Here is a 21,674-nt window from a genome sequence, read left to right on the forward strand (position 1 = left end):
AAGTTCCAAGAACTTATTTCCGAAATATTCCTTAGAAAGGAGGTGATCCAGCCGCACCTTCCGATACGGCTACCTTGTTACGACTTCACCCCAATCATCTATCCCACCTTCGGCGGCTGGCTCCAAAAGGTTACCTCACCGACTTCGGGTGTTACAAACTCTCGTGGTGTGACGGGCGGTGTGTACAAGGCCCGGGAACGTATTCACCGCGGCATGCTGATCCGCGATTACTAGCGATTCCGGCTTCATGTAGGCGAGTTGCAGCCTACAATCCGAACTGAGAACGGTTTTATGAGATTAGCGTACTCTCGCGAGTTAGCGACTCTTTGTACCGTCCATTGTAGCACGTGTGTAGCCCAGGTCATAAGGGGCATGATGATTTGACGTCATCCCCACCTTCCTCCGGTTTGTCACCGGCAGTCACCTTAGAGTGCCCAACTAAATGATGGCAACTAAGATTAAGGGTTGCGCTCGTTGCGGGACTTAACCCAACATCTCACGACACGAGCTGACGACAACCATGCACCACCTGTCACCAATGTCCCCGAAGGGAAAACTCTATCTCTAGAGCGGTCACTGGGATGTCAAGACCTGGTAAGGTTCTTCGCGTTGCTTCGAATTAAACCACATGCTCCACCGCTTGTGCGGGCCCCCGTCAATTCCTTTGAGTTTCAACCTTGCGGTCGTACTCCCCAGGCGGAGTGCTTAATGCGTTAGCTGCAGCACTAAGGGGCGGAAACCCCCTAACACTTAGCACTCATCGTTTACGGCGTGGACTACCAGGGTATCTAATCCTGTTTGCTCCCCACGCTTTCGCGCCTCAGTGTCAGTTACAGACCAGACAGTCGCCTTCGCCACTGGTGTTCCTCCAAATCTCTACGCATTTCACCGCTACACTTGGAATTCCACTATCCTCTTCTGCACTCAAGTTCCCCAGTTTCCAATGACCCTCCACGGTTGAGCCGTGGGCTTTCACATCAGACTTAAGAAACCACCTGCGCGCGCTTTACGCCCAATAAATCCGGACAACGCTTGCCACCTACGTATTACCGCGGCTGCTGGCACGTAGTTAGCCGTGGCTTTCTAATAAGGTACCGTCAAGGTACGTTCATTTCCTAACGTACTTGTTCTTCCCTTACAACAGAGTTTTACGATCCGAAAACCTTCATCACTCACGCGGCGTTGCTCCATCAGACTTTCGTCCATTGTGGAAGATTCCCTACTGCTGCCTCCCGTAGGAGTTTGGGCCGTGTCTCAGTCCCAATGTGGCCGATCACCCTCTCAGGTCGGCTATGCATCGTTGCCTTGGTAGGCCGTTACCCCACCAACTAGCTAATGCACCGCGGGCCCATCCTGTAGTGACGCCGAAGCGCCTTTCAACATCTTCACATGAGAGAAGATGGATTATCCGGTATTAGCTCCGGTTTCCCGAAGTTATCCCAGTCTACAGGGCAGGTTGCCCACGTGTTACTCACCCGTCCGCCGCTAAATCAGAGGAGCAAGCTCCTCTTCATTCGCTCGACTTGCATGTATTAGGCACGCCGCCAGCGTTCGTCCTGAGCCAGGATCAAACTCTCCATAAAAGTAAAGTTTGAAAGCTCATTAGCTTTGCTAGCGTATCATCTATAAGATGATATCTATTGTTTGTCCTTGTTACTAACAGAAGTTAGTAAACAAAGTTTATTGATTAACGTCTTGCTTGTTCAGTTTTCAAGGTTCATATTGGAGCGGGTGAGGAGAATCGAACTCCCGACAACAGCTTGGAAGGCTGTGGTTTTACCACTAAACTACACCCGCATAAATACATAATATTAAAATGTTAATAATATGGTGCGCCCAGCAGAAGTCGAATCCACAACCTTCTGATCCGTAGTCAGACGCTCTATCCAGTTGAGCTATGGGCGCATATTATAAATTTTTCTTGGTGCGATCGAGAGGACTTGAACCTCCACCGAGTTACCCCGACTAGGCCCTCAACCTAGCGCGTCTGCCATTCCGCCACGACCGCATCTTTTCTCAACAAGTAAGTATTATTATAATATACTTTCTTTATCATGTCAAGAGATAAAATGGTGAGTCATGCAGGATTCGAACCAGCGACCCTCTGATTAAAAGTCAGATGCTCTACCAACTGAGCTAATGACTCGTAGCTGAAATAACAATAAGAAAATGGCTGGGGTACCTGGATTCGAACCAGGGCATGACGGAATCAAAATCCGTTGCCTTACCGCTTGGCTATACCCCAATAAAATGGCGGTTCGGACGGGACTCGAACCCGCGACCTCCTGCGTGACAGGCAGGCATTCTAACCAGCTGAACTACCGAACCATTAAATGGTGACCCCTACGAGATTCGAACTCGTGTTACCGCCGTGAAAGGGCGGTGTCTTAACCGCTTGACCAAGGGGCCATGGCTCCGAAGGCAGGACTCGAACCTGCGACCCTCTGATTAACAGTCAGATGCTGCTACCAACTGAGCTACTTCGGAATAACCTTCATTTGTTTGTCGCTTCAATGTGTTATCACCTTGTCGACTTTTACTATTATAGAGAGATATATTATATTCGTCAAGCGTTTTTCTAAAAAAACTTTAACTTTTTAAATTGAGTTGTCCAAGACACTTGCTACAACGGTATCTAGCTGTATTCATTCTAATCTTTCGATGATATTTCGTTCCACATTTAACGCATACATACGTATATCGTTTACTAATACTTCTTCTCTTACCTTGATCTAAATTAGAACAAAAGCGAGGAGCATTCGTTTTTTTCAAAAGCATTCTAAAATCGGCATCTCTATGCTGATATCCCTTTCCTTCTATATGAAGATGATAATGACATAGTTCATGACGAATAATTCCTTCTATTTCTTCAAGTCCATACTGTTCAAATGCTTTGGGGTTAATCTCAATATTATGGGATTGTAAAAGATAACGTCCACCTGTTGTACGAAGTCTTTTGTTGAAATAAGCCTGGTGCTGAAATGGTTTGCGAAACACTTGCTCTGAAATATCACTTACTATCTGCTGTAAATCATGGTCTGTCATAGTATACCTCCTAACAAAAATTCAATACCTCACGACAGTGAAGTATTGAATTTCATATCAGATTTCTTTTTAATATAAAGGCTTCGTTTTACAATACTGTTGATATTTCATCAATTTCGCTATAGGAGGACGCTTTCTGCGGGCAAAACAACAAGCCTCCTCGTTCGCTTTCGCTTACTTGCGGGGTCTCGTCTGACTCGCTTTCCCGCAGGAGTCGCCACCTTTTCTCAAGTAGATTCAAAAAAAAATCAACAATATCCGAACTAAAATCCCTTTTTCAAAAGTCTTAATATCACGCTCTCATTAAGTAAGACCAGTATTATTCATTAATTTGTTGTTCAGGCGGAAGCATTGTAAGAGAAATTCTACCTTTTCCGGCTTCTACTTTATCTACCCAAACCGTTACGATATCACCAAGCGCTACAACATCTAACGGATGCTTTACAAATCCTTTTTTCAGTTTTGAAATGTGTACAAGACCATCTTGTTTTACACCAATATCGACAAATGCTCCAAAATCAACAACATTTCGTACTGTACCTTGTAGCTCCATTCCTGGTTGTAAGTCTTCCATTTTAAGAACATCTTTTTTTAGTAATGGTTGTGGGAAAGCATCACGAGGATCTCGTGAAGGTTTCATAAGTGAATCAACAACATCTTTTAGTGTTACTTCACCTATTCCCCACTCTTCACTAAGTGCAGAAATATTTAGTTCTCCAATTGCTTGTTCGGCTTCCTGCGAACCAATTTGTTTCTTATCGATATGTGCTGATTCTAAAATTTGTTTCGCTAAATCATAGCTTTCTGGATGGATTGCAGTAGCATCTAACGGATTTTTTGCTTTTGGAATTCGCAAAAATCCAATAGCTTGTTCATAAGTCTTAGCACCAAGTCGTGGGATTTTCTTTAGTTGTGTACGAGCTGTAAATTTCCCATTTTCACTACGAACTTTCACGATATTCTCAGCTACCGTCTTGGATAAACCTGAGACATATTGAAGTAAAGATGGCGATGCAGTATTAACATCTACTCCTACTTGGTTTACTGCTGTTTCTACTATAAATGTTAATGACTCCTCTAATTTCTTTTGTGAAACATCGTGTTGATATTGTCCTACTCCTACTGCCTTAGGATCAATTTTCACAAGTTCAGCTAAAGGATCTTGTAAACGTCTCGCAATTGATACAGCACTTCGTTGTTCTACCTGCAAGTCAGGAAATTCCCCGCGCGCTACTTCAGATGCCGAGTATACGCTAGCTCCTGCCTCACTCACAATAACATAAGCAGCATTGCTAACCGATTCCTTTAAGCATTCGGATACAAATTGTTCTGTCTCACGAGAAGCTGTACCGTTTCCTATTGCAATAATCGAAATTGGGTAGCGGTTTAAAATATCATTAAAGGTTTTTCTGGATTTTTCTATATCACCTTTTGCTGTATGCGGGTAGATAACGGAGATTTCAAGCATTTTACCTGTGTCATCTACAACTGCTAGTTTACAGCCTGTTCGATACGCAGGGTCTACCCCTAGCACATATTGTCCATTCATTGGCGGTTGCAACAATAGATTACGTAAGTTTTCTGAGAAAATATGAATTGCTTGTGCTTCTGCTTTTTCTGTTAACTCATTGCGAATTTCTCGTTCAATTGATGGTTGAATTAAACGTTTATAAGCATCTTCAATTGCTAACTCTACCTGCGAAACAGCAGGTGAGGAAGAAACAGGTATCCATTCATTTCTCATAACCTGATGTACACGTTCTACCGGTACCTGAATACTTACTTTTAAAACTTCTTCTTTTTCACCACGATTAATAGCTAAAATACGGTGTGGCACGATTTTATTAACAGGTTCTTCGTATTCATAGTACATCTCGAAAACAGCTTTCTCATCAAGCTCTGCATTTTTAACAGCAGCTTGAATTTTACCTTGTTGCCATGATATCTTTCGGATTTTCTCACGAATTGCGGCATCATCTGCAAAGCGTTCTGCCAAAATATCACAAGCTCCCTGTAATGCTTCTTCCATATTCTCTACTTTTTCACCTACAAAGGGCATTGCCAATTTTTGAAGGGTTGTTTTGTCAAATGCCATTAATTGATCCGCTAATGGCTCTAAACCTTTGTCTTTTGCAATTGTAGCTTTTGTGCGTCGTTTTTGTTTATATGGACGATATAAATCTTCAATCCGTTTTAAAATGGTTGCAGCATTAATTTCTTTTGCTAATTCTTCTGTTAGTTTTCCTTGCTCATCAATTAAGCGAAGAACTTCCTGTTTGCGTTGTTCTAATTGTTGAATATAGTGATAACGGTCTTCGATTGCTTTTATTTGTACCTCATCTAACGAACCCGTTGCTTCTTTTCGATAGCGTGCTATAAAGGGTACTGTATTAGAAGCTTCAAGTAATTGAATTACTTGTTCTACTTGATGTGTACGAATACCAATTTCTGAGGCGATTAACTGATGCATTTTTTTGTCATCCATAAGTTCACTACCTTTCTTTTGTCTATCCTATTTTATCATAGGAAGAATTTACATATCTTCTGAAAGCCAAAAAGGAATTGTCCAAAAACAGCTTTGGACAATTCCCTTTCTAATTAGTAAGTATCGATATCTTATAAGTGCATTTCAACAATCATTAATTATTTCTTTGTGATATTAATCATTATCTAAGCGAAGCCACTTCTTAATGGTAATGGTAGTACCTTTTTTTAATTCCGTTTCTATTTCAAATTCATCCATCAATCGTCTAACACCAGGTAAACCAGCACCTAAACCTTGTGAAGTTGAAAACCCATCTTGCATTACTTGCTGAATATCAGCTATTCCCGGGCCAGAATCCGAAGCAACAATACAAATCCCTTCAGAAAATCCCCCTATCATTCTTGCCACTTCAATTTTTCCTTGTTCAGCATATAAATAAATATTACGGGCTAGTTCACTGATGGCTGTCGTAATTCGTGCTTGATCTACTGCACCAAAACCAATCGATTTAGCCTCCTTACGACCAAGCTGACGTGCGGCAACAATATCCCATTCTGTCAAAATATCTACAGAAGACCCTTCCATCCTAAATACGCCCCCAAATCACTTAAGTTTTCCAATATTTTTCATCATTAATATACATTACTTCCATCGCCTTACTCACTACTCATTCTAAATAGAACTCCATAGCACAATAAAAATAAAATATTTTACACACACAATTGGGTTAAACTTATATACTCTTTTTATATTTTATGGATACGTGTATTATTTTCAATAGATAACATTTCATTATTAGTATCAAAAAGAAATAATACCATATTATCTATTTTACTACTGACTTTTTCTAATTGTATAATATATTATCTAACTTTACACTGTTATTTTCGTAATATTTTTCTATAATAGGTTGAATAAATATTCCTATAATTGGAATTTAGGATAAACAAAAACGCCAGAATAATTCATTCTGGCGTTTCAATATGTATGCTATTTAAAATTTTAAAAGACCCAAGCTAATTTCTAAAGCTTCTTCTACTTTTTCCATCAATGGCCCATCTAGTTGTGTGATTTTGTCAGTCAATCTGGATTTATCGATTGTTCGTAATTGTTCCAATAAAATAACTGAATCTCTTTCAAATCCATATTTCTTCGCATCTATCTCTACATGAGTAGGTAGTTTTGCTTTTTGGATTTGAGCAGTTATTGCTGCAATAATTACTGTAGGACTGAAGCGATTTCCGATGTCATTTTGAATAACCAGTACGGGTCTAGTACCACCTTGCTCTGACCCGACTACTGGCGATAAATCTGCAAAAAAAACGTCACCACGTTTAACGTTCAAGTTTTCATCCTCCGCTTACGAGTCGCTCTACCATATGTTCCGCTTCATACTCAACATGTAAGCATTCACTACATATAGATAAGTTAATCTGTGACATTTCTACATATCCTTTAACCATTGCTTCTCGCATGTGATTTTTTTGATTTGTATGAATAGATCGTTTTGTTGGAATATAAACGCATTCATTCGTATTTTTTGTTATTTGTCTATAAGCTTGTTCAATGTTTTCAGAAACCATTCGTTCTGGTAATCGGATAAGGACTTCTTCCATTCTTCTTTGACTCACAGCCAACACCTCCACAAACAAATCACCTATTATACCTCTTAACTTACCTACTATCCTAACATTAAAATTAGGCGTTGAAAAGACAGTATCAGTAAGTATTTGACATAAGCGTTGATTTTTTTCTGAATTTGTCGACTTATAGGACAAACTACCATTTATAGAGTATTAATAACATTTAAAACCCTATCTATCATGCTACAGAAGTAACAATTTATTTATAAATTCTTGGCACTCTTTGTGAAAGCATACATGGTATTTCATAAACAATTGTGTGAAGTCGATCTGCCCATTCTTGGATATGAATTTCATCTTGTTGTTGTTTACCGATTAAGACGACCTTTTCGCCAACTTCCATTTCTCTAGGTAATCTAATCATACATTGATCCATACAAATTCTTCCGATAATAGGTGCTCTTGTACCATCTATTAAAACTTCTTGCCCTGATAATCCACGAATAACCCCATCAGCATACCCAATAGGCATCGTGCCAATCCACTCATCTTGTTGCGCTACATATGTACCGCCATAACTGACTGTATCGCCTTTAGCAATTTTCTTCACATGCACTAGTTCACTTTCTAACGCTAACGCTGGGTGTAATGCATATGGTAGAAGTTTTTCGACAAATGTCGAAGGAGCAAGACCGTACATAGATATTCCAAATCGTACGGCATCAAACTGAACGCCTTCTTTGACCAATGAAGCCGCCGTGTTTGCTGCATGTACTAAGCGAGGTCTTACTGGTAAACTCGCTACTAAATCATTGAATACTTCTAACTGATAATCATACTTTGATGTATCTTCTTCATCTGCAGTTGCGAAATGAGTGAAAATACCATCTACTTCTATATTATTTGCCATAGTTATGGCATCATATACAGCTTTTAACTCTTTTTCTGTTCGTACACCAATACGGCCCATTCCACTATCAACTTTTATGTGTACTTTTAAAGGATTGCTAAACTCTTTTGATATAACTTCGTTAATCCATTCTTGTGAAAATACTGTAAGTGTAATATCATCTTTTGCTGCGAATGGTGCAAAACTTACCGGAACAGCTCCTAATATCAATATGGGTGTTTTATCAATTGAAGCTCTTAAATGTAATGCTTCTTCTGGTGTTGCAACTGCCAACATTGTTGCTCCTGCTTCTAATGCAGCTTTAGCAACTTGCACATCACCATGACCGTAAGCATTTGCTTTTACAACTGCAATGATTTCAACACTTGATTGCAAATGCTTACGTAGGTTTTCTATATTATATCGAATTGCCGATAAATCTATAATCGCTTTGGTAGGACGAAATTGAAGAAGTTCGTTCATGTTTACTAACCTTCTTATTTGTTTTTTTCTATTATCGTCCCTTCAAAAGCTTTGGTCAATCATTATGTTATTTTACTTCTCCATTTACCATTGAAGACGCTACCTGTATTAATTCATCCTTGCTTAAATCATTCGAAGCGATAAAGAATGAAACCCCATCTGCTTCCCATGTAATTGAATTATCTGTAATTGCTCCAATTGTAAACCCTAAATCTGCAGGGTCACCAGGTGAGAATACTGGGATATAAAGTTGATCAGCTTTCGTAACTTTTTCTTGGATGATTGTAAAGCTCTTATCTCCTTCAAATGATAAGATTTTACGAGTACCTGTATCCATTTGTAATGATTCTTCATCAGTTAATTTAACATTATCCCATTTTAATACAGGGTAATGTGTTTTAAAATCTTCAGAATCTACGTCTGCGCCTGCATTTTCAGTAGCATCTGTAGCTGTTGCATTTGTATCTGCTGAAGTTGCAATTGTTTCTTCACTATTTGCTGCATTGCCTTCTTTGTTTGTAGACTGTTTATCTGTTGCTTTATCATCTGTAGATTTATCATCAGTTGTCTTTTGTTCACTTGTAGTTGCTTTACTACCATCTCCTTTATCTGTTCCTTCTGCTGATGTAACGTCTGATTTCGAATCTTTGTTATCAGCTTTTGTATCGCTTGTCTTTGTAAAATCCTCGATTGCATAATCAGAAGCCTTTTTAGCTACACCAAGCGTTATCTTTTTGAAAGTAATGCGAATTTGTTCTTCATTCGCTTCATTTAATACAACCACTTTCGTAGGCAATAATGTTTTTTTGTCTATATAAACCTGTTGAGTTGGGAGCATTTTAGAATGATTGTTACGTGTTTTTGCTTTGAAGATATACGCATTTTTTGTCTCTTTCATTTCTGCAGTTTTATCCGCAGCTAAATCGTCTGCCAAAGCATTAATTAAATATCCTTGGCTATTTTGTTTTGGCCAATCACTTTGGAATTTATACGTCTTTTTCAGAGATGGCGTAACAACAAATACGCCTTCTTCATTTCGTATAATCATTTGAGATGTTTCTTGACCTTCTTCTGATACTGCAACACGATAAAATTCAGGTTTTGTATGCCATACATTTACATCGTATTTTTTTGAGTCGCCACTCGTTTTGATCTCCATAACAGCCTTAACCTCATAACCCTTAGCGGCTGTCCACTTCTTGCTTGTCTTTTTCACAACATCCTCTTTTGAATTTGATCCACAAGCTACTAACAATAATACTGCCGTTATAAATACTAGTCCTAAAGTGAGAAATTTTCGCAAATCTCCATCCTTTCTCCATTTTCCATTAAAGTATCCTATGAACGAGCTTTAAAATTTATGCGAGCAGAACAACTTGAGCAGCCGCATATTCTTTTGAATGTGTGATACTTACAAAGCCTTGAACAAGTTCCTTTTTAAAATATAAAATCGGTTGGCCCTTTTCATTAGGTAAAATTTCTATATCTTGTAAAGCACACTCCTTTCCAATTCCTGTCCCATTCGCTTTAGAATATGCTTCTTTAGCAGAAAATCTTCCTGCCAAAAATTCTAGTTGTCGTCTAGTCTTTAACTGATCGAAAATTTCTAGTTCTCGTGGTGTTAAAATTTTTTCTTTGAATCGTGGGCTAAGGTCATTTGCTTTCATTATTCTTGATATTTCTACGATATCTAGTCCAATTCCTCTTATCATGTTTGCTTCTCCTTTCATTTTGCTAATAAAACAATGTATAATAACTATATTAAAATCGAGGTGAATACATGTTTAATCGTACAGAAAATCTTTCGCAATACATAAAACTATATCCTGTTATTTCGTCTTTAATTGCGATCAATGTTGTCGTTTATCTAATTGGTCTAATTCCACCACTAGGCGACAATATTCTTAATATGGGCGCATCTGTTAATTATTTAATTGCGGATGGTGAGTACTGGAGACTGTTTACATCTATGTTCATCCATGGAGGGTTCTTCCACTTACTTTTCAATATGTTCTCGTTATACGTATTCGGTCCTGAACTAGAACGTATTGCTGGTAAACTACGATTTTTTACAATTTACTTAGTCTCTGGTTTTATGGGAGATGCTGTTTCATTTTTAATACAACCACCAAACTACGCAAGTATCGGCGCAAGCGGAGCCATCTTTGGTATTTTTGGAGCATTTGTTGCACTAGTTTACTATACACGTAAAACAATGCCACAACTCAAACAAATTATTATGCCAATTATTGTAATTTCCGTTATTATGACATTTTTACAACCCAACGTGAATGGTACTGCTCATATTGCAGGGCTTATTACTGGGTTTATTATCGGACTATTCGATTTCCATCCAAAACGCGTTTTGAGATGGGTAAAAAAAAGATAATACATGAAAAGCTGTTGAGTATGCTAAATCTCAACAGCTTATTTTATTTCTCGCCTTCAATTTATTTCATAGAATTCGGTTCATACCACTCAAAGACTTCCTCCATCTTCACCAAATCAAAATGCTTCATCTCAGCTATGCTACCCGATGAACCCGACATAACATGAACAGATAATGTCGCCAAGTCTTTCCGTTTTGCAAAATAACTTTGTGAGAGCTTTATCGCCTGTATTCTCCTTTTCAAAGTCACAAAAGTAGTTTGGCTAATTCCCCTATAGACAATCATAAGCTGGTGACTTCTTATTGCATAGCCTGCACTGCGATGTTGCCAAGAAGCGAGTAATAAAGCTAATGGAATGAGTAGAAAAATCCATAATCCATATGGAAATGCAAAATAACTAACAACAGCAGCAACAGGTGTTAACCAAAATACATACTTTAACATATAACGAAGTAATGCTTTTTTGGGTGCACGCTGTAGAGGGCAATCCCATTGCACTTCTGGAAATAATTTATTTAATAAAATCAGCCCTTGCTGTTTTTTCACAAGTGGCAGCATAACAATTCTTTGCTCATCTTTTTCTCCTGAACTCCCAGCACTTTCTATCACAATGGTTGCATAGCCAAAAAGCTGCCTAAATGGATTTTCTACAATACGAATGCCCTGAATTCGCTTCATCGGAATCGTGACTCTTTTTTTCTCCAATAACCCTTTCGAGATGAAAAGCTTATCTTCCTCTTTTTCCACGATAAATCCATAGTTATTTAAAAAGGTAATCGCAACAGATAACAACCATGAAATCAACAACACTATTAAAGATATAATACCAATTAATAACACACCAAACTTTATAAAAGCTTGAAACTCTCCGTAGATCTGTTCATATGGAATCCAATCATTAAATTGCGATGCAATTGCTGCTAATCCCGAAAATACAACTCCTACGCCACTAGAAGTCGTCGCTAAAATTAATAAGTCCTTCGTTGACATACGATGAATAGTCAAGCGTGGCGTCTTCTGTTCCATTTGATCAAAATTGCAGATAGCTTTTGTATCATCATCTGACTCATGTCTCTCCGCTTGGTTCAGATGAAGTTTAGCCTTTTTCATCTCTGTTTCAATCATCGTTGCCTGTTCACGTGTGATAGCAATCAAATCCGCCTCCGCCTCACCACTATCTGCTGCAGTTTCAACACTCACCTTAACAAGTTTCAACGGGCGGTGAAGAATCCCCTCTTTATAATTTAAACTTTGAATACGTTCAAATGGGATGTACCTCTTTTTCTTTACAAATAAACCATATTCAATCCTAAGTTCTTCATCCTCAAACCAATACACATACCGTTTCCATTTAATAAAAGAAAGGATGAAAATGATACATATGACAAGAAGTATAACCCCTCCTGAAATGAGTGTTTTAATAAAATGCTCGCTATTGGGATTAAGTGAATAACGAAATCCTTTCCCTAAAAAAATAATAGCCATTGGTATTACAAAATTCTTCAAACTAGAAAGAAAACTAAGTGCAACTGTAACAGGGTGTAAATGATTTACTTCTCTAGACATCATCTTCCGCCACCCTTGCCAATTCTGAAATACGTACTCGTAATTGATCTGCCTCTTCTACAGATAAAGCTGGAATAGTATGAGTCGTTGCTGCAGTAGAAATTGACATACTGGATAAATTATAACGTTTTAAAATTGGCCCTTGAGCTGTGTCTACATGTTGCACACGCACCATCGGAACAAGAGTACGTTCAACAATAAATAGACCTCGCTGTATTTCAATTTCTTCCTCTCTCACTTCATAACGCCAATGATCCCAGCGGATTTTTGGAAATAAATATACACCCAAGAATATAAAAGCAATCCATATAACTATACAAATCGCATAAATCCATTTTGGGCCATCAAAGAAAAAGGTAAAAGCACACGCGGCAAACACAATGATAAATAAAATGGCTGATTCTATTCCCGCATGAATACGCCACACTGTCAGACCTTTTTTTGAAATATGATATTTCGGTTGTGATGTCATACTTAAACTCCTTTATATATGTATATGTTCTATAAGCCAGGTCTAATGAACATGTTCATTCAATGCACATTAATTTATGGCTATATTGATATCTTATATACGGTTTGAGCATCTAATAGTTTCAATTCCGAAAAAATTCTATCCGACTACCTATGCTAGCTTTTACGCTAATAAAATTTTCTAGCTCACGTGTAAGGTGTACTGTCACAATAACTATACTTTGCAAATTTTCAACAGCCATTTTAACAGCGCAAATAATAATAAAAAAAGAGCATCTTCAAACCGATTGCTCGATTTAAAGATGCTCTAATTGTTTGAATACTAGTCTTCGCTACTACGACGAGGTTGACGACGACCGCCATCACGGCGTCCTCCGTCACGACGTCCGCCATCACGGCTTCCACCTTCACGACGAGTATTGCTACGATCTCCACCACGGCGTCCGCCACGATCTCCGCGATCTCCGCGATCTCCGCGATTATTTCCACCGCGTCCACCACGATAACCTCCGCGATTACCACCACGGCTGTTGCCACCGCCATGGCCATGACCGCCTGAACGACGCATTGGCAATGGACGTTCTTCAGTGATTTTAACTGGTGTATCATCTGGTTCTTTAGTTAATGATTTAAGTGCTGCAGCTACTAAATCAACAGCATCATGGCTAGCTAATAAGTCTTCAGCCATACCACGGTAATCACTTAAATGATTCTTTTCAACAAGTTCTTTCATTTGTTCAACTGCAAGTGCTTGTTGACCAACTAATGCTTCATCAGCAGTAGGTGGCTTTAATGGAGTCATACGTTTTTTCGTAGTTTCTTCTACGATACGTAAATAACCCATTTCACGAGGTGTTACGAATGTTACAGCAAGGCCTGATTTCCCAGCACGACCAGTACGTCCAATACGGTGAACGTAGCTTTCTGGATCTTGTGGAATATCGAAGTTGTAAACATGTGTAACGCCTGAAATATCTAAACCACGTGCAGCAACGTCGGTTGCAACTAGGATATCAATTTTATTTTCTTTAAATTGACGTAATACTGAAAGACGTTTTGCTTGGCTTAAATCACCATGAATACCTTCTGCAAGGTAACCACGAATATTAAGCGCATGTGCTAATTCATCAACACGGCGTTTTGTACGACCAAATACGATTGCTAATTCTGGTTGATGAACATTGATTAGACGTGAAAGGATATCGAATTTTTCTCGTTCTTGTGCTTTTACAAAATATTGATCGATATTTTCAACTGTCATTTCTTTTGATTTGATTTTAACGATTTCAGGGTCTTTCATGAAAGTTTCAGCAATTTTGCGGATTGGTGCTGGCATAGTTGCTGAGAACAATAGTGTTTGGCGTTCTGTTGGAACGTTTTCTAAAATTGCATTGATATCATCAATGAAGCCCATATTTAACATTTCATCTGCTTCATCAAGTACAAGAGTTTCAACGTTTTCAAGTTTTAATGTACGACGTTTAATATGATCTAGAATACGACCTGGAGTACCTACGATAATTTGTGGTTTGTTTTTAAGTGCACGAATTTGACGGCTAATATCTTGTCCACCGTAAACTGAAAGAATACGTGCGCGTTTATCGTAACCAATTTTATGAAGTTCTTCCGAGCTTTGAATTGCTAATTCACGAGTAGGGGCAATAATAAGAGCTTGTACTTCCGGTTTTTTAGGGTCAACTTTTTCAATCAGTGGAATACCAAAAGCGGCAGTTTTACCAGTACCAGTTTGCGCTTGACCAATGATATCGCGGCCTTCTAATGCGAATGTAATAGTACCTTCTTGGATTGGTGTTGCTTCTTCAAATCCCATACGTTTAAGAGATTTTTGTGTAGAAGCACTAATATTTAGTTCTGAAAAATTTGTCAAACTTCTCATTCTCCTTCTTTGCTTATGCATTTGACAAATGGTTACATTTTCAGATGAAAATAGGGCAAATCGAGCCTTATGTTAGGAACGTTTCCGTTACTTATTATATCTTTGCAAAAATGCAAAGGAATTTTATATAAAAAGGAAAGCCCGGTCTTTGCCGAGCGGTTCAATTCTCAAGTGATTCACACATGAAATATAGAATAAACCGTAATGTTCAAAAAAAAGTACTCTCCATCACTTTGGAGAGTCTTCACACAAAATGTATCCATTGCTTTCAATATTCTAACACGCGTAACCTATTCATGCAATGAATAACCATCATTCGAAATGTTCCGACTATTATTTGCAACTATTTAGAAAATCCAATGCTTTTTTAAACCATTTCTCTGCATCTTCGCAATAACAAATAAGATGTTTTCCTTCTGGTGAAGTAATCAGTTCTTTTTTTGTGCTTGCTACTTTATTATACAAATATGCTGCTGTTGTATACGGTACAAGTTCGTCTTTTTCACCTTGCACTAAGCATATAGGTACTGTAATTTTTTCATAATAAGGAGATACTTTACGAACCAGACGTGTAAACTCTTTTGCAGAGGCCACTGGAACATCTATTAGTTTTCTTTCATATCGTTTAAAAAATTCATTTTCTTTATACTCCCCCTGTAGGACATCTATAAACAATCCATTTAAATCGATTACAAACTGTTTTGTACGAATATATCTTGCAGCGGGACTTAATAACACTAATGCTTTCACTTTATATCGCAAAGCTAGATACATTGCAATAATACCGCCCATGGAAAAACCAACGATGAAGATTTCATCCACTTCTTTATATAAATATTTATAAGCAATTTCTGCATCCATCAACCAATGTTCTGCAGTAAATAGGTCTAGATTAAGCTTTTCACCATGCCCTGATAGCGTCGGTACATGAATTGTCCATTCAGTATTTTGCTCTAGATAATCACAAAAAGACTTGATCTCATAAGCTCCACCTGTAAAACCATGCAGGCACAATACACCGATTTTCAAATTCATCCCCCCATCATATGATTCATGAAAAAAAGAGTACCTATAAGAAAACATTTTTCCCTAGGTACTCTTATTTTATGCTTTCAATTACGCCTTGGCGTAATTGTATCCAGATTTCGCTCAAAAAAGTTACTATTTAATGAGTGAAAGCTTGCAAAACACGCTCAAGTTCCATGCCTCGAGAACCCTTTAGTAGAATAATAGAGTTTTCATTTGCATTTAATTGGATTTTTTCGATAATCGCATCATAATTATCATCAACCCATAATAAATTCTTCGCTGGTACTTTCACTTGTAATTGATCATAGAGCCATTTCATACGTGGTCCATATAGACAAATTTGGTCTATATTCGTTGGGTCAATCGTATCTGCTAAATCTTCATGGAATTGTTTTTCCAATTCACCGAGTTCCAACATATCTCCAAGTACTACCCATTTATCTTGTCGCATATTTGTTGTTTGCATAAATTGCAAAGCAGCTCGTACTGAAGTTGGTGCAGCATTATAAGCATCATTAACAAATAATATGCCTTGGTCGCCATTTACTAATTGCATACGCATATTTGTTAAAGAAACCATTTTTAACGATTCACGAATTTGTTCATCAGATAAACCGACTTCATGAGCAATTAGAATTGCAACTAACGTATTTTTTACTTGATGACGTCCAAGTACAGGGATAAAGAAATCACCGTTCACAATTCCTTTTACAGTAAAAGTACTACCGTTTTCAGTAGCTTCAATTTCCGTAGCCATTAAATCATCTGTAGATCCTAATCCAAATGAAGTTGCATCTAACCCTACTTCTCCTGCTACTAATGGTTTTAATAACGGTTCATCTCCATCATAGAAGAACTTACCATCTGGTTGAAGTCCTTGAACAATTTCGAATTTTGCTTTGGCAATACCTTCACGTGAACCAAGTGCTAGCATATGCGCTTCGCCGATATTTGTAATAACAGCATATTTTGGTTTCGCCATTTTTGTTAAGAATTCAATTTGTCCGAAGCCGTCCATACCCATTTCTAAAATGGCAAATTCAGTATCTTCATCTAAAGAAAGAATAGTTAGTGGCAAACCTAGTTGATTGTTATGGTTACCTTCCGTTTTTTGAACTTTAAAATACGGAGAAAGTGTTCCAGCTACCAGGTCCTTTGTAGATGTTTTCCCATTTGAACCGGTAACTCCGATAAATGTTGCTTGGTGTTCCGCGCGATAAGCATTTGCCATTTGTTGCAATGCTACTTCAGAATCGTCCACAAAAATTAACGGTACATCTTTGGGTGGATTTGGCTCATCCTTTTGCCATAAAGAAGCTACTGCGCCATTTTTAAATGCTTGTGCAACATACTGATGACCATTTGTCTTTTCTCCATGGAATGGGATGAATAAATCACCTTTTCGCAGCGTTCGCGTATTAATAGAAACACCTGTCACCACAATATCTTCATGGATATCTTGGTCACTATTTAGCCATTTTGCAATTTGTTGCAATGTTTTTTTCACAATAGATCACACTCAATCTCTTTTATTGGTATTGAAGTTGTTGTTTTTCGTCGTGGCGTTCGATTGCTAAAGTAATAAGTTCTTCGATTAAATCTCCATATGCTATGCCAGTATTTTGCCATAAAATCGGATACATACTTACTGGTGTAAAGCCAGGCATTGTATTGACTTCATTAATATAAACTTCATCTTGTGCTGTAACGAAGAAATCTGCACGAACAAGTCCTGAACAATCTAAAATTTTAAATGCACGAATTGCCATGTCAGACATAGTGTTAATCACGCCATCTGTTACAGGTGCAGGGATTAATAAACCCGTTTTATCATCATTGTATTTTGAATCATAATCGTAGAATTCTGTTACTGGTTTAATTTCCCCAGGTACAGAAACTTTTGGTTCATCATTACCAAGAACACCCATTTCAACTTCACGTGCAACGAGTCCAGTTTCAACGACAATTTTGCGGTCGTATTTTAAAGCAAATTCGACTGCTTTTACAAGTTCCTCACGATTTGATGCTTTACTAATTCCAACACTTGAACCTAAGTTTGCAGGTTTTACGAACATTGGCCAAGTTAAATTTTCTTCCATTTTAGCAATTAAAGCATCTTGGTCTTTTTTCCATTCTTTTCGGATGAAGTATACATAAGGGACTTGTTTTAATCCTGCAACTTCAAATAATTGCTTCATCACAACCTTATCCATACCAGCAGATGATGCTAAAACTCCATTACCGACATAAGGTAAATTCAACACTTCAAGTAAGCCTTGTACTGTACCATCTTCACCGTTTGTACCATGAAGTAATGGAAAGATAACATCGAACGGTTTTTCATTTTCTTCTAATAAAAAGCTAGAAATGTCATTTACTTTTGTTGATGTTGAATCTGTATTAAATTGTAATTCTGAAATATTTTCAACAGGAGCTGTTAATTGCGTTCCTCTTCTCCATTCACCATCGCGTGTGATAAAGATTGGAAATACATCATATTTATCAAAATGTAATGCTTGTATAACGGCCTTTGCAGTTGATAAAGATACATCGTGCTCTGCTGATTTACCACCGTATAATAAGCCTAGTTTTTTCTTCATGGGTTCTAATTCCTCCAGATTTTTTCTATTCATAGTTTAGCATGAACCATATGGTTTCATGAAATGATTTAAAAGTACGGATCACTCATTTATGCAATCATCAAATAACTTCCTAAAAAAATAACATTTCTATAATAGCACTCTGAAAAAATATTGCATTAAAAATAAAAAGATTCCTACTTATCATATGTAGGAATCTTTAATACGTTATAGATATAATCCATTAATAGGAAAAACAATATATAAGAATAAGAGCTTTTACTTATGAAGTTCTAAAACCTGATCAGGCTTTTTCTTTAAAATCACATTCAAATCATCCCAAATTTCATCAGGAAAATATTCATCAGAAATATTGCGTAATTCAATGACATAAGCAAGCTTTGGCTTTTCTATTTTATACATAGAAAACAAAACACCATCTTTTATATTCTCATGGAAATTTCCCATCATTTCTTCAGTAAATAAAGGTTTAAGGTTACTCGCTTTCCTCCTCCAAAAAGATGTTAATCGCTCTTTTTCTTGAATAATGATATTAAATACTTGCGTTACTAATTTCTCTGCATCTGCTAAATCACGAAAGTATATTTTAGAGATTTTTTCTTCTTCGCTTGAAAGATATACATACTTATTTTGTAATTGATGATAAAAAGGAGAACGGATTGGTTCTTTTTTATGGCCAATATAGAGTAGCTCTGCTTGTTCTTGTGGTGTTAGAAGGTTTAACTTACGTTCATCAGAAAAATCAATCCAACATAAATCCTTTTTGGAATCCATCGCCTTTTTAACAAACTTTGGTATACCTTTCTCCTCTACGAACTCTAACCGTGTATGCATATTAAATGAACCATCTTCGTATTCATTTTTTAGCAGCAAAATATTTTGAAGCGGACCGACTGCAGAGACAAATTCACGGAAAGTTAAACCACTAAAAATCACAAATTGGTTTAATTCGTTCATATGTATATATAAGTGATGTAAAAAATCGTCAGCAGCTCGCATTTTTTTTGCCAAGTCGATCACCTCATTTCCAATATTATTATAAGATGTTATAGAAAAATTTGAAACATTTGTGATTGGATTTCGTCACAACTTTATGCACAAGCGTGATACAATGATATAGGCTATAATATTTTTAAGTAAAAGCGGCTCGTTCATACTTAGACCTAGACGACCTGACAGGCAAAAAAGTTTTCGAAAAAGGGATTTCTTCAAGAAAATTTTTCCTAAACGGGACGTTGTGTCTCAAAGCTATCGGGACTACATTATGTAAACCCTCTAGGATCTACCGCTTGAGCTGGACAAATCTTGTATTAAATCTACTAATTTAGGTGACTATTATGAATTCAAAGAGAACTTTTTCCGACCGTTTTGACTGGACGCTCGCTTTCATAATGATGCTATTTTGTATTGTAAGTTTATTGGCTATTGCTTCGGCACAAACTTCAGGGCAATATGGCGTTAATTTCGTACCAAAACAACTTTTTTGGTACTTTGTAGGCGCTTGTATTGTGGCTTTCATGATGTATTTTGAGCCTGATCAATATAAGAAAATGACATGGTATTTATATGGAGCAGGGATTTTCATCCTTATTATTTTAATGATTGCTCCTGGTGGTGTTGGTCAGATTGCTGAACCACGAAATGGTGCCAAAAGTTGGTTCCACTTAGGTTTTGCTGATATCCAGCCTTCAGAGTTCATGAAGACTTTCTTTATACTTGCGCTCGCAAAAACTGTAAGTAAGCATCATGAAGAATATACAATTAAATCATTAAAAACCGATTTTATTCTATTAGGTAAAATTTCCCTAGTACTGCTAGTTCCATTAGCATTTATTATGAAACAACCTGACTTGGGTACCGCATTGGTATTCTTTGCTATCACAGCAGCTATTATTATCGTCGCTGGTATTTCTTGGAGAATAATTTTACCAGTTGCTGCAACTGTTAGTGTAATCGGGGGGAGCCTATTATGGATGGCTCTTTATATGCAAGACTTTCTTTCTGAAAAACTTGGTTTTAGTCCATATCAATTCGCACGTATCTACTCTTGGTTAGATCCTTACTCTTATTCTACAGGAGATGGATACCATTTAATATCTTCCTTGAATGCTATCGGATCAGGTGAAATCTTCGGTAAAGGATTTATGCATCGTGAAGTATATGTACCAGAAAATCATACAGATTTTATTTTCAGTGTAATCGGGGAAGAATATGGATTTATCGGGGCAAGTATCGTAATTTGTTTATACTTCTTCTTAATTTTCCATTTAACAAAGCTTACTTTACAAATGAAAGATCCATTCTGTACTTATGTTTGTGCAGGCATTATTGCAATGATTACATTCCACGTATTTGAAAATATCGGTATGACTACTCAAGTATTGCCAATTACCGGTATTCCACTTCCATTTATAAGTTATGGGGGTAGTTCAATGATGGGGAACGCTTTAGCATTAGGTTTAGTCTTTAGTATGAAATTTCATTATCGAACATATATGTTTGGTAATCATGATGAAAGCGACGATTTCTAAACATTCAACTCCACGCTCTCAGCTAGTGGAGCTTTAAAAAAACAGCCCAAAGAGATTCATAAAGTCTCTTCGGGCTGTTTTTGTGTTTAGATTTAGAGGAGCCACTTCAGCATTTAAATAAAAAAACTTCGACTTTTTCGTCGAAGTTGAATGATGTTTTTAAATTAATTTTGAGTTTGAGTTTGTGGAGCTGATTTTGGTGGTGCTAATGCTTTTAGTAATTCTAAGCGAGACTTAGTAGTCGTTGCCTTAACGCCAAGTTTTGATAAATTCGCAATAATTTTTGTTACATCTACATCTCTTGACATACTTTCCACCTCTTCTACTTCTTATATTTATATGACGTAGCAACTGTCTATAAGTTGCCACTACTTTTAATAATAACCAAATAATTCACTATGTATCCCTTATTATCATAACATTTTTTATCGTTTTAAATTTTTCAATATTGTTACATAAATAATATGGATATATATCATACTACATTCATTGTCAACTTACAATCATACTTTTGACTGGCACCATTATCTTTTAGCAATATTTTACCACTACACTATACAAAAGGAATTTCATTTACTACAAATTCTTGCCTATATTATTCATACCACATTATTCATGGATTAAATGTTAATTTTTTATTAAATAATATTAAGCACTTCACATACCCCTATACAGTATGTTATCGTATAAGCAATAGGAGGCGAG

Annotated in this window: 18 protein-coding genes, 8 tRNA genes and 1 rRNA gene; 2 read left to right on the plus strand and 25 right to left on the minus strand. The window is 37.1% G+C overall.

Annotated elements, in window-relative coordinates:
- Positions 1 to 35: 35 nt before the first annotated feature.
- The 17 genes from Q8X41_RS10775 to acpS all read right to left on the minus strand — a co-directional run bounded on the left by Q8X41_RS10775 (position 36) and on the right by acpS (position 10,197).
- A 16S ribosomal RNA gene (locus Q8X41_RS10775) occupies positions 36 to 1,583 on the minus strand.
- Positions 1,584 to 1,723: 140 nt separating this feature from the next.
- Positions 1,724 to 1,797, minus strand: a tRNA-Gly gene (locus tag Q8X41_RS10780).
- A 31-nt stretch (positions 1,798 to 1,828) separates the two neighbouring features.
- A tRNA-Arg gene (locus Q8X41_RS10785) sits at positions 1,829 to 1,905 on the minus strand.
- Positions 1,906 to 1,922: 17 nt separating this feature from the next.
- Positions 1,923 to 2,008 (minus strand) — tRNA-Leu (locus Q8X41_RS10790).
- Positions 2,009 to 2,070: 62 nt separating this feature from the next.
- Positions 2,071 to 2,146 (minus strand) — tRNA-Lys (locus tag Q8X41_RS10795).
- 24 nt (positions 2,147 to 2,170) lie between these two features.
- A tRNA-Gln gene (locus tag Q8X41_RS10800) sits at positions 2,171 to 2,245 on the minus strand.
- 6 nt (positions 2,246 to 2,251) lie between these two features.
- A tRNA-Asp gene (locus Q8X41_RS10805) sits at positions 2,252 to 2,328 on the minus strand.
- 6 nt (positions 2,329 to 2,334) lie between these two features.
- Positions 2,335 to 2,409: transfer RNA gene (locus Q8X41_RS10810), tRNA-Glu, on the minus strand.
- Position 2,410: 1 nt separating this feature from the next.
- Positions 2,411 to 2,487 (minus strand) — tRNA-Asn (locus Q8X41_RS10815).
- Between the two features lie 102 nt (positions 2,488 to 2,589).
- Entirely contained in the window at positions 2,590 to 3,045 is a 456-nt protein-coding gene (locus Q8X41_RS10820; RefSeq protein ID WP_397536354.1) for a SprT family protein, read from the minus strand.
- 319 nt (positions 3,046 to 3,364) lie between these two features.
- On the minus strand, positions 3,365 to 5,530 hold the full coding sequence (locus tag Q8X41_RS10825; protein ID WP_397536355.1) for a Tex family protein: 2,166 nt from the start codon (positions 5,528 to 5,530) through the stop codon (positions 3,365 to 3,367).
- 174 nt (positions 5,531 to 5,704) lie between these two features.
- Positions 5,705 to 6,115 (minus strand): anti-sigma regulatory factor, encoded by a 411-nt coding sequence (locus Q8X41_RS10830; protein ID WP_397536356.1) that lies wholly within the window; start codon positions 6,113 to 6,115, stop codon positions 5,705 to 5,707.
- Between the two features lie 409 nt (positions 6,116 to 6,524).
- Positions 6,525 to 6,875 (minus strand): type II toxin-antitoxin system PemK/MazF family toxin, encoded by a 351-nt coding sequence (locus Q8X41_RS10835; protein ID WP_119415968.1) that lies wholly within the window; start codon positions 6,873 to 6,875, stop codon positions 6,525 to 6,527.
- Positions 6,876 to 6,879: 4 nt separating this feature from the next.
- Complete coding sequence (locus Q8X41_RS10840) at positions 6,880 to 7,161, minus strand: transcriptional regulator (RefSeq protein ID WP_397536357.1); 282 nt, start codon at positions 7,159 to 7,161, stop codon at positions 6,880 to 6,882.
- A gap of 211 nt (positions 7,162 to 7,372) precedes the next feature.
- Complete coding sequence (gene alr, locus Q8X41_RS10845) at positions 7,373 to 8,485, minus strand: alanine racemase (protein WP_397536358.1); 1,113 nt, start codon at positions 8,483 to 8,485, stop codon at positions 7,373 to 7,375.
- 67 nt (positions 8,486 to 8,552) lie between these two features.
- Entirely contained in the window at positions 8,553 to 9,788 is a 1,236-nt protein-coding gene (locus Q8X41_RS10850; protein ID WP_397536359.1) for an outer membrane lipoprotein carrier protein LolA, read from the minus strand.
- 55 nt (positions 9,789 to 9,843) lie between these two features.
- Positions 9,844 to 10,197 (minus strand): holo-ACP synthase, encoded by a 354-nt coding sequence (acpS, locus tag Q8X41_RS10855; protein WP_397536360.1) that lies wholly within the window; start codon positions 10,195 to 10,197, stop codon positions 9,844 to 9,846.
- A 68-nt stretch (positions 10,198 to 10,265) separates the two neighbouring features.
- On the opposite strand from acpS, the gene Q8X41_RS10860 reads away from it, so the two are divergent.
- The gene (locus tag Q8X41_RS10860; protein WP_397536361.1) at positions 10,266 to 10,874 is read left to right on the plus strand and encodes a rhomboid family intramembrane serine protease; all 609 of its coding nucleotides are present in this window, start codon (positions 10,266 to 10,268) and stop codon (positions 10,872 to 10,874) included.
- 61 nt (positions 10,875 to 10,935) lie between these two features.
- Here Q8X41_RS10860 and Q8X41_RS10865 read toward each other — a convergent pair whose 3' ends face one another.
- From Q8X41_RS10865 to Q8X41_RS10895, 7 genes are all read right to left on the minus strand, one after another.
- The gene (locus tag Q8X41_RS10865; RefSeq protein ID WP_397536362.1) at positions 10,936 to 12,441 is read right to left on the minus strand and encodes a PH domain-containing protein; all 1,506 of its coding nucleotides are present in this window, start codon (positions 12,439 to 12,441) and stop codon (positions 10,936 to 10,938) included.
- Positions 12,434 to 12,913, minus strand: coding sequence for a PH domain-containing protein (locus Q8X41_RS10870; protein ID WP_397536363.1), 480 nt, complete (start codon positions 12,911 to 12,913; stop codon positions 12,434 to 12,436). Before Q8X41_RS10870 ends, Q8X41_RS10865 begins: the two co-directional genes overlap by 8 nt.
- A 321-nt stretch (positions 12,914 to 13,234) precedes the next feature.
- Complete coding sequence (locus tag Q8X41_RS10875) at positions 13,235 to 14,800, minus strand: DEAD/DEAH box helicase (protein WP_397536364.1); 1,566 nt, start codon at positions 14,798 to 14,800, stop codon at positions 13,235 to 13,237.
- 342 nt (positions 14,801 to 15,142) lie between these two features.
- On the minus strand, positions 15,143 to 15,844 hold the full coding sequence (locus Q8X41_RS10880) for an alpha/beta hydrolase (RefSeq protein ID WP_397536365.1): 702 nt from the start codon (positions 15,842 to 15,844) through the stop codon (positions 15,143 to 15,145).
- Between the two features lie 130 nt (positions 15,845 to 15,974).
- Positions 15,975 to 17,345, minus strand: a complete 1,371-nt coding sequence (murF, locus tag Q8X41_RS10885) for a UDP-N-acetylmuramoyl-tripeptide--D-alanyl-D-alanine ligase (protein ID WP_397536366.1) — start codon at positions 17,343 to 17,345, stop codon at positions 15,975 to 15,977.
- A gap of 22 nt (positions 17,346 to 17,367) precedes the next feature.
- The gene (locus tag Q8X41_RS10890; RefSeq protein WP_397536367.1) at positions 17,368 to 18,438 is read right to left on the minus strand and encodes a D-alanine--D-alanine ligase; all 1,071 of its coding nucleotides are present in this window, start codon (positions 18,436 to 18,438) and stop codon (positions 17,368 to 17,370) included.
- A gap of 258 nt (positions 18,439 to 18,696) precedes the next feature.
- Entirely contained in the window at positions 18,697 to 19,458 is a 762-nt protein-coding gene (locus Q8X41_RS10895) for a hypothetical protein (RefSeq protein WP_397536368.1), read from the minus strand.
- Positions 19,459 to 19,775: 317 nt separating this feature from the next.
- On the opposite strand from Q8X41_RS10895, the gene rodA reads away from it, so the two are divergent.
- A complete protein-coding gene (gene rodA / locus Q8X41_RS10900) occupies positions 19,776 to 20,969 on the plus strand; it encodes a rod shape-determining protein RodA (protein WP_397536369.1) in 1,194 nt (397 codons plus the stop codon).
- 164 nt (positions 20,970 to 21,133) lie between these two features.
- On the opposite strand, the gene Q8X41_RS10905 is transcribed toward rodA, so the two are convergent.
- A complete protein-coding gene (locus tag Q8X41_RS10905) occupies positions 21,134 to 21,277 on the minus strand; it encodes an Lmo0850 family protein (protein ID WP_397536370.1) in 144 nt (47 codons plus the stop codon).
- Positions 21,278 to 21,674 lie beyond the last annotated feature (397 nt).

Origin of the sequence: Rummeliibacillus pycnus (assembly GCF_044359855.1) — a bacterium.
GTDB lineage: Bacteria > Bacillota > Bacilli > Bacillales_A > Planococcaceae > Rummeliibacillus > Rummeliibacillus pycnus_A.

Excerpts from the sequence above, each read along its gene's own strand:
- Q8X41_RS10880 (WP_397536365.1), bottom strand. The coding sequence starts at position 15,844 with ATGAATTTGAAAATCGGTGTATTGTGCCTGCATGGTTTTACAGGTGGA.
- Q8X41_RS10890 (WP_397536367.1), bottom strand. The coding sequence starts at position 18,438 with ATGAAGAAAAAACTAGGCTTATTATACGGTGGTAAATCAGCAGAGCAC.
- acpS (WP_397536360.1), bottom strand. The coding sequence starts at position 10,197 with ATGATAAGAGGAATTGGACTAGATATCGTAGAAATATCAAGAATAATG.
- Q8X41_RS10905 (WP_397536370.1), bottom strand. The coding sequence starts at position 21,277 with ATGTCAAGAGATGTAGATGTAACAAAAATTATTGCGAATTTATCAAAA.
- Q8X41_RS10870 (WP_397536363.1), bottom strand. The coding sequence starts at position 12,913 with ATGACATCACAACCGAAATATCATATTTCAAAAAAAGGTCTGACAGTG.
- Q8X41_RS10860 (WP_397536361.1), top strand. The coding sequence starts at position 10,266 with ATGTTTAATCGTACAGAAAATCTTTCGCAATACATAAAACTATATCCT.
- alr (WP_397536358.1), bottom strand. The coding sequence starts at position 8,485 with ATGAACGAACTTCTTCAATTTCGTCCTACCAAAGCGATTATAGATTTA.
- Q8X41_RS10830 (WP_397536356.1), bottom strand. The coding sequence starts at position 6,115 with ATGGAAGGGTCTTCTGTAGATATTTTGACAGAATGGGATATTGTTGCC.
- Q8X41_RS10825 (WP_397536355.1), bottom strand. The coding sequence starts at position 5,530 with ATGGATGACAAAAAAATGCATCAGTTAATCGCCTCAGAAATTGGTATT.
- Q8X41_RS10820 (WP_397536354.1), bottom strand. The coding sequence starts at position 3,045 with ATGACAGACCATGATTTACAGCAGATAGTAAGTGATATTTCAGAGCAA.
- Q8X41_RS10865 (WP_397536362.1), bottom strand. The coding sequence starts at position 12,441 with ATGTCTAGAGAAGTAAATCATTTACACCCTGTTACAGTTGCACTTAGT.
- rodA (WP_397536369.1), top strand. The coding sequence starts at position 19,776 with ATGAATTCAAAGAGAACTTTTTCCGACCGTTTTGACTGGACGCTCGCT.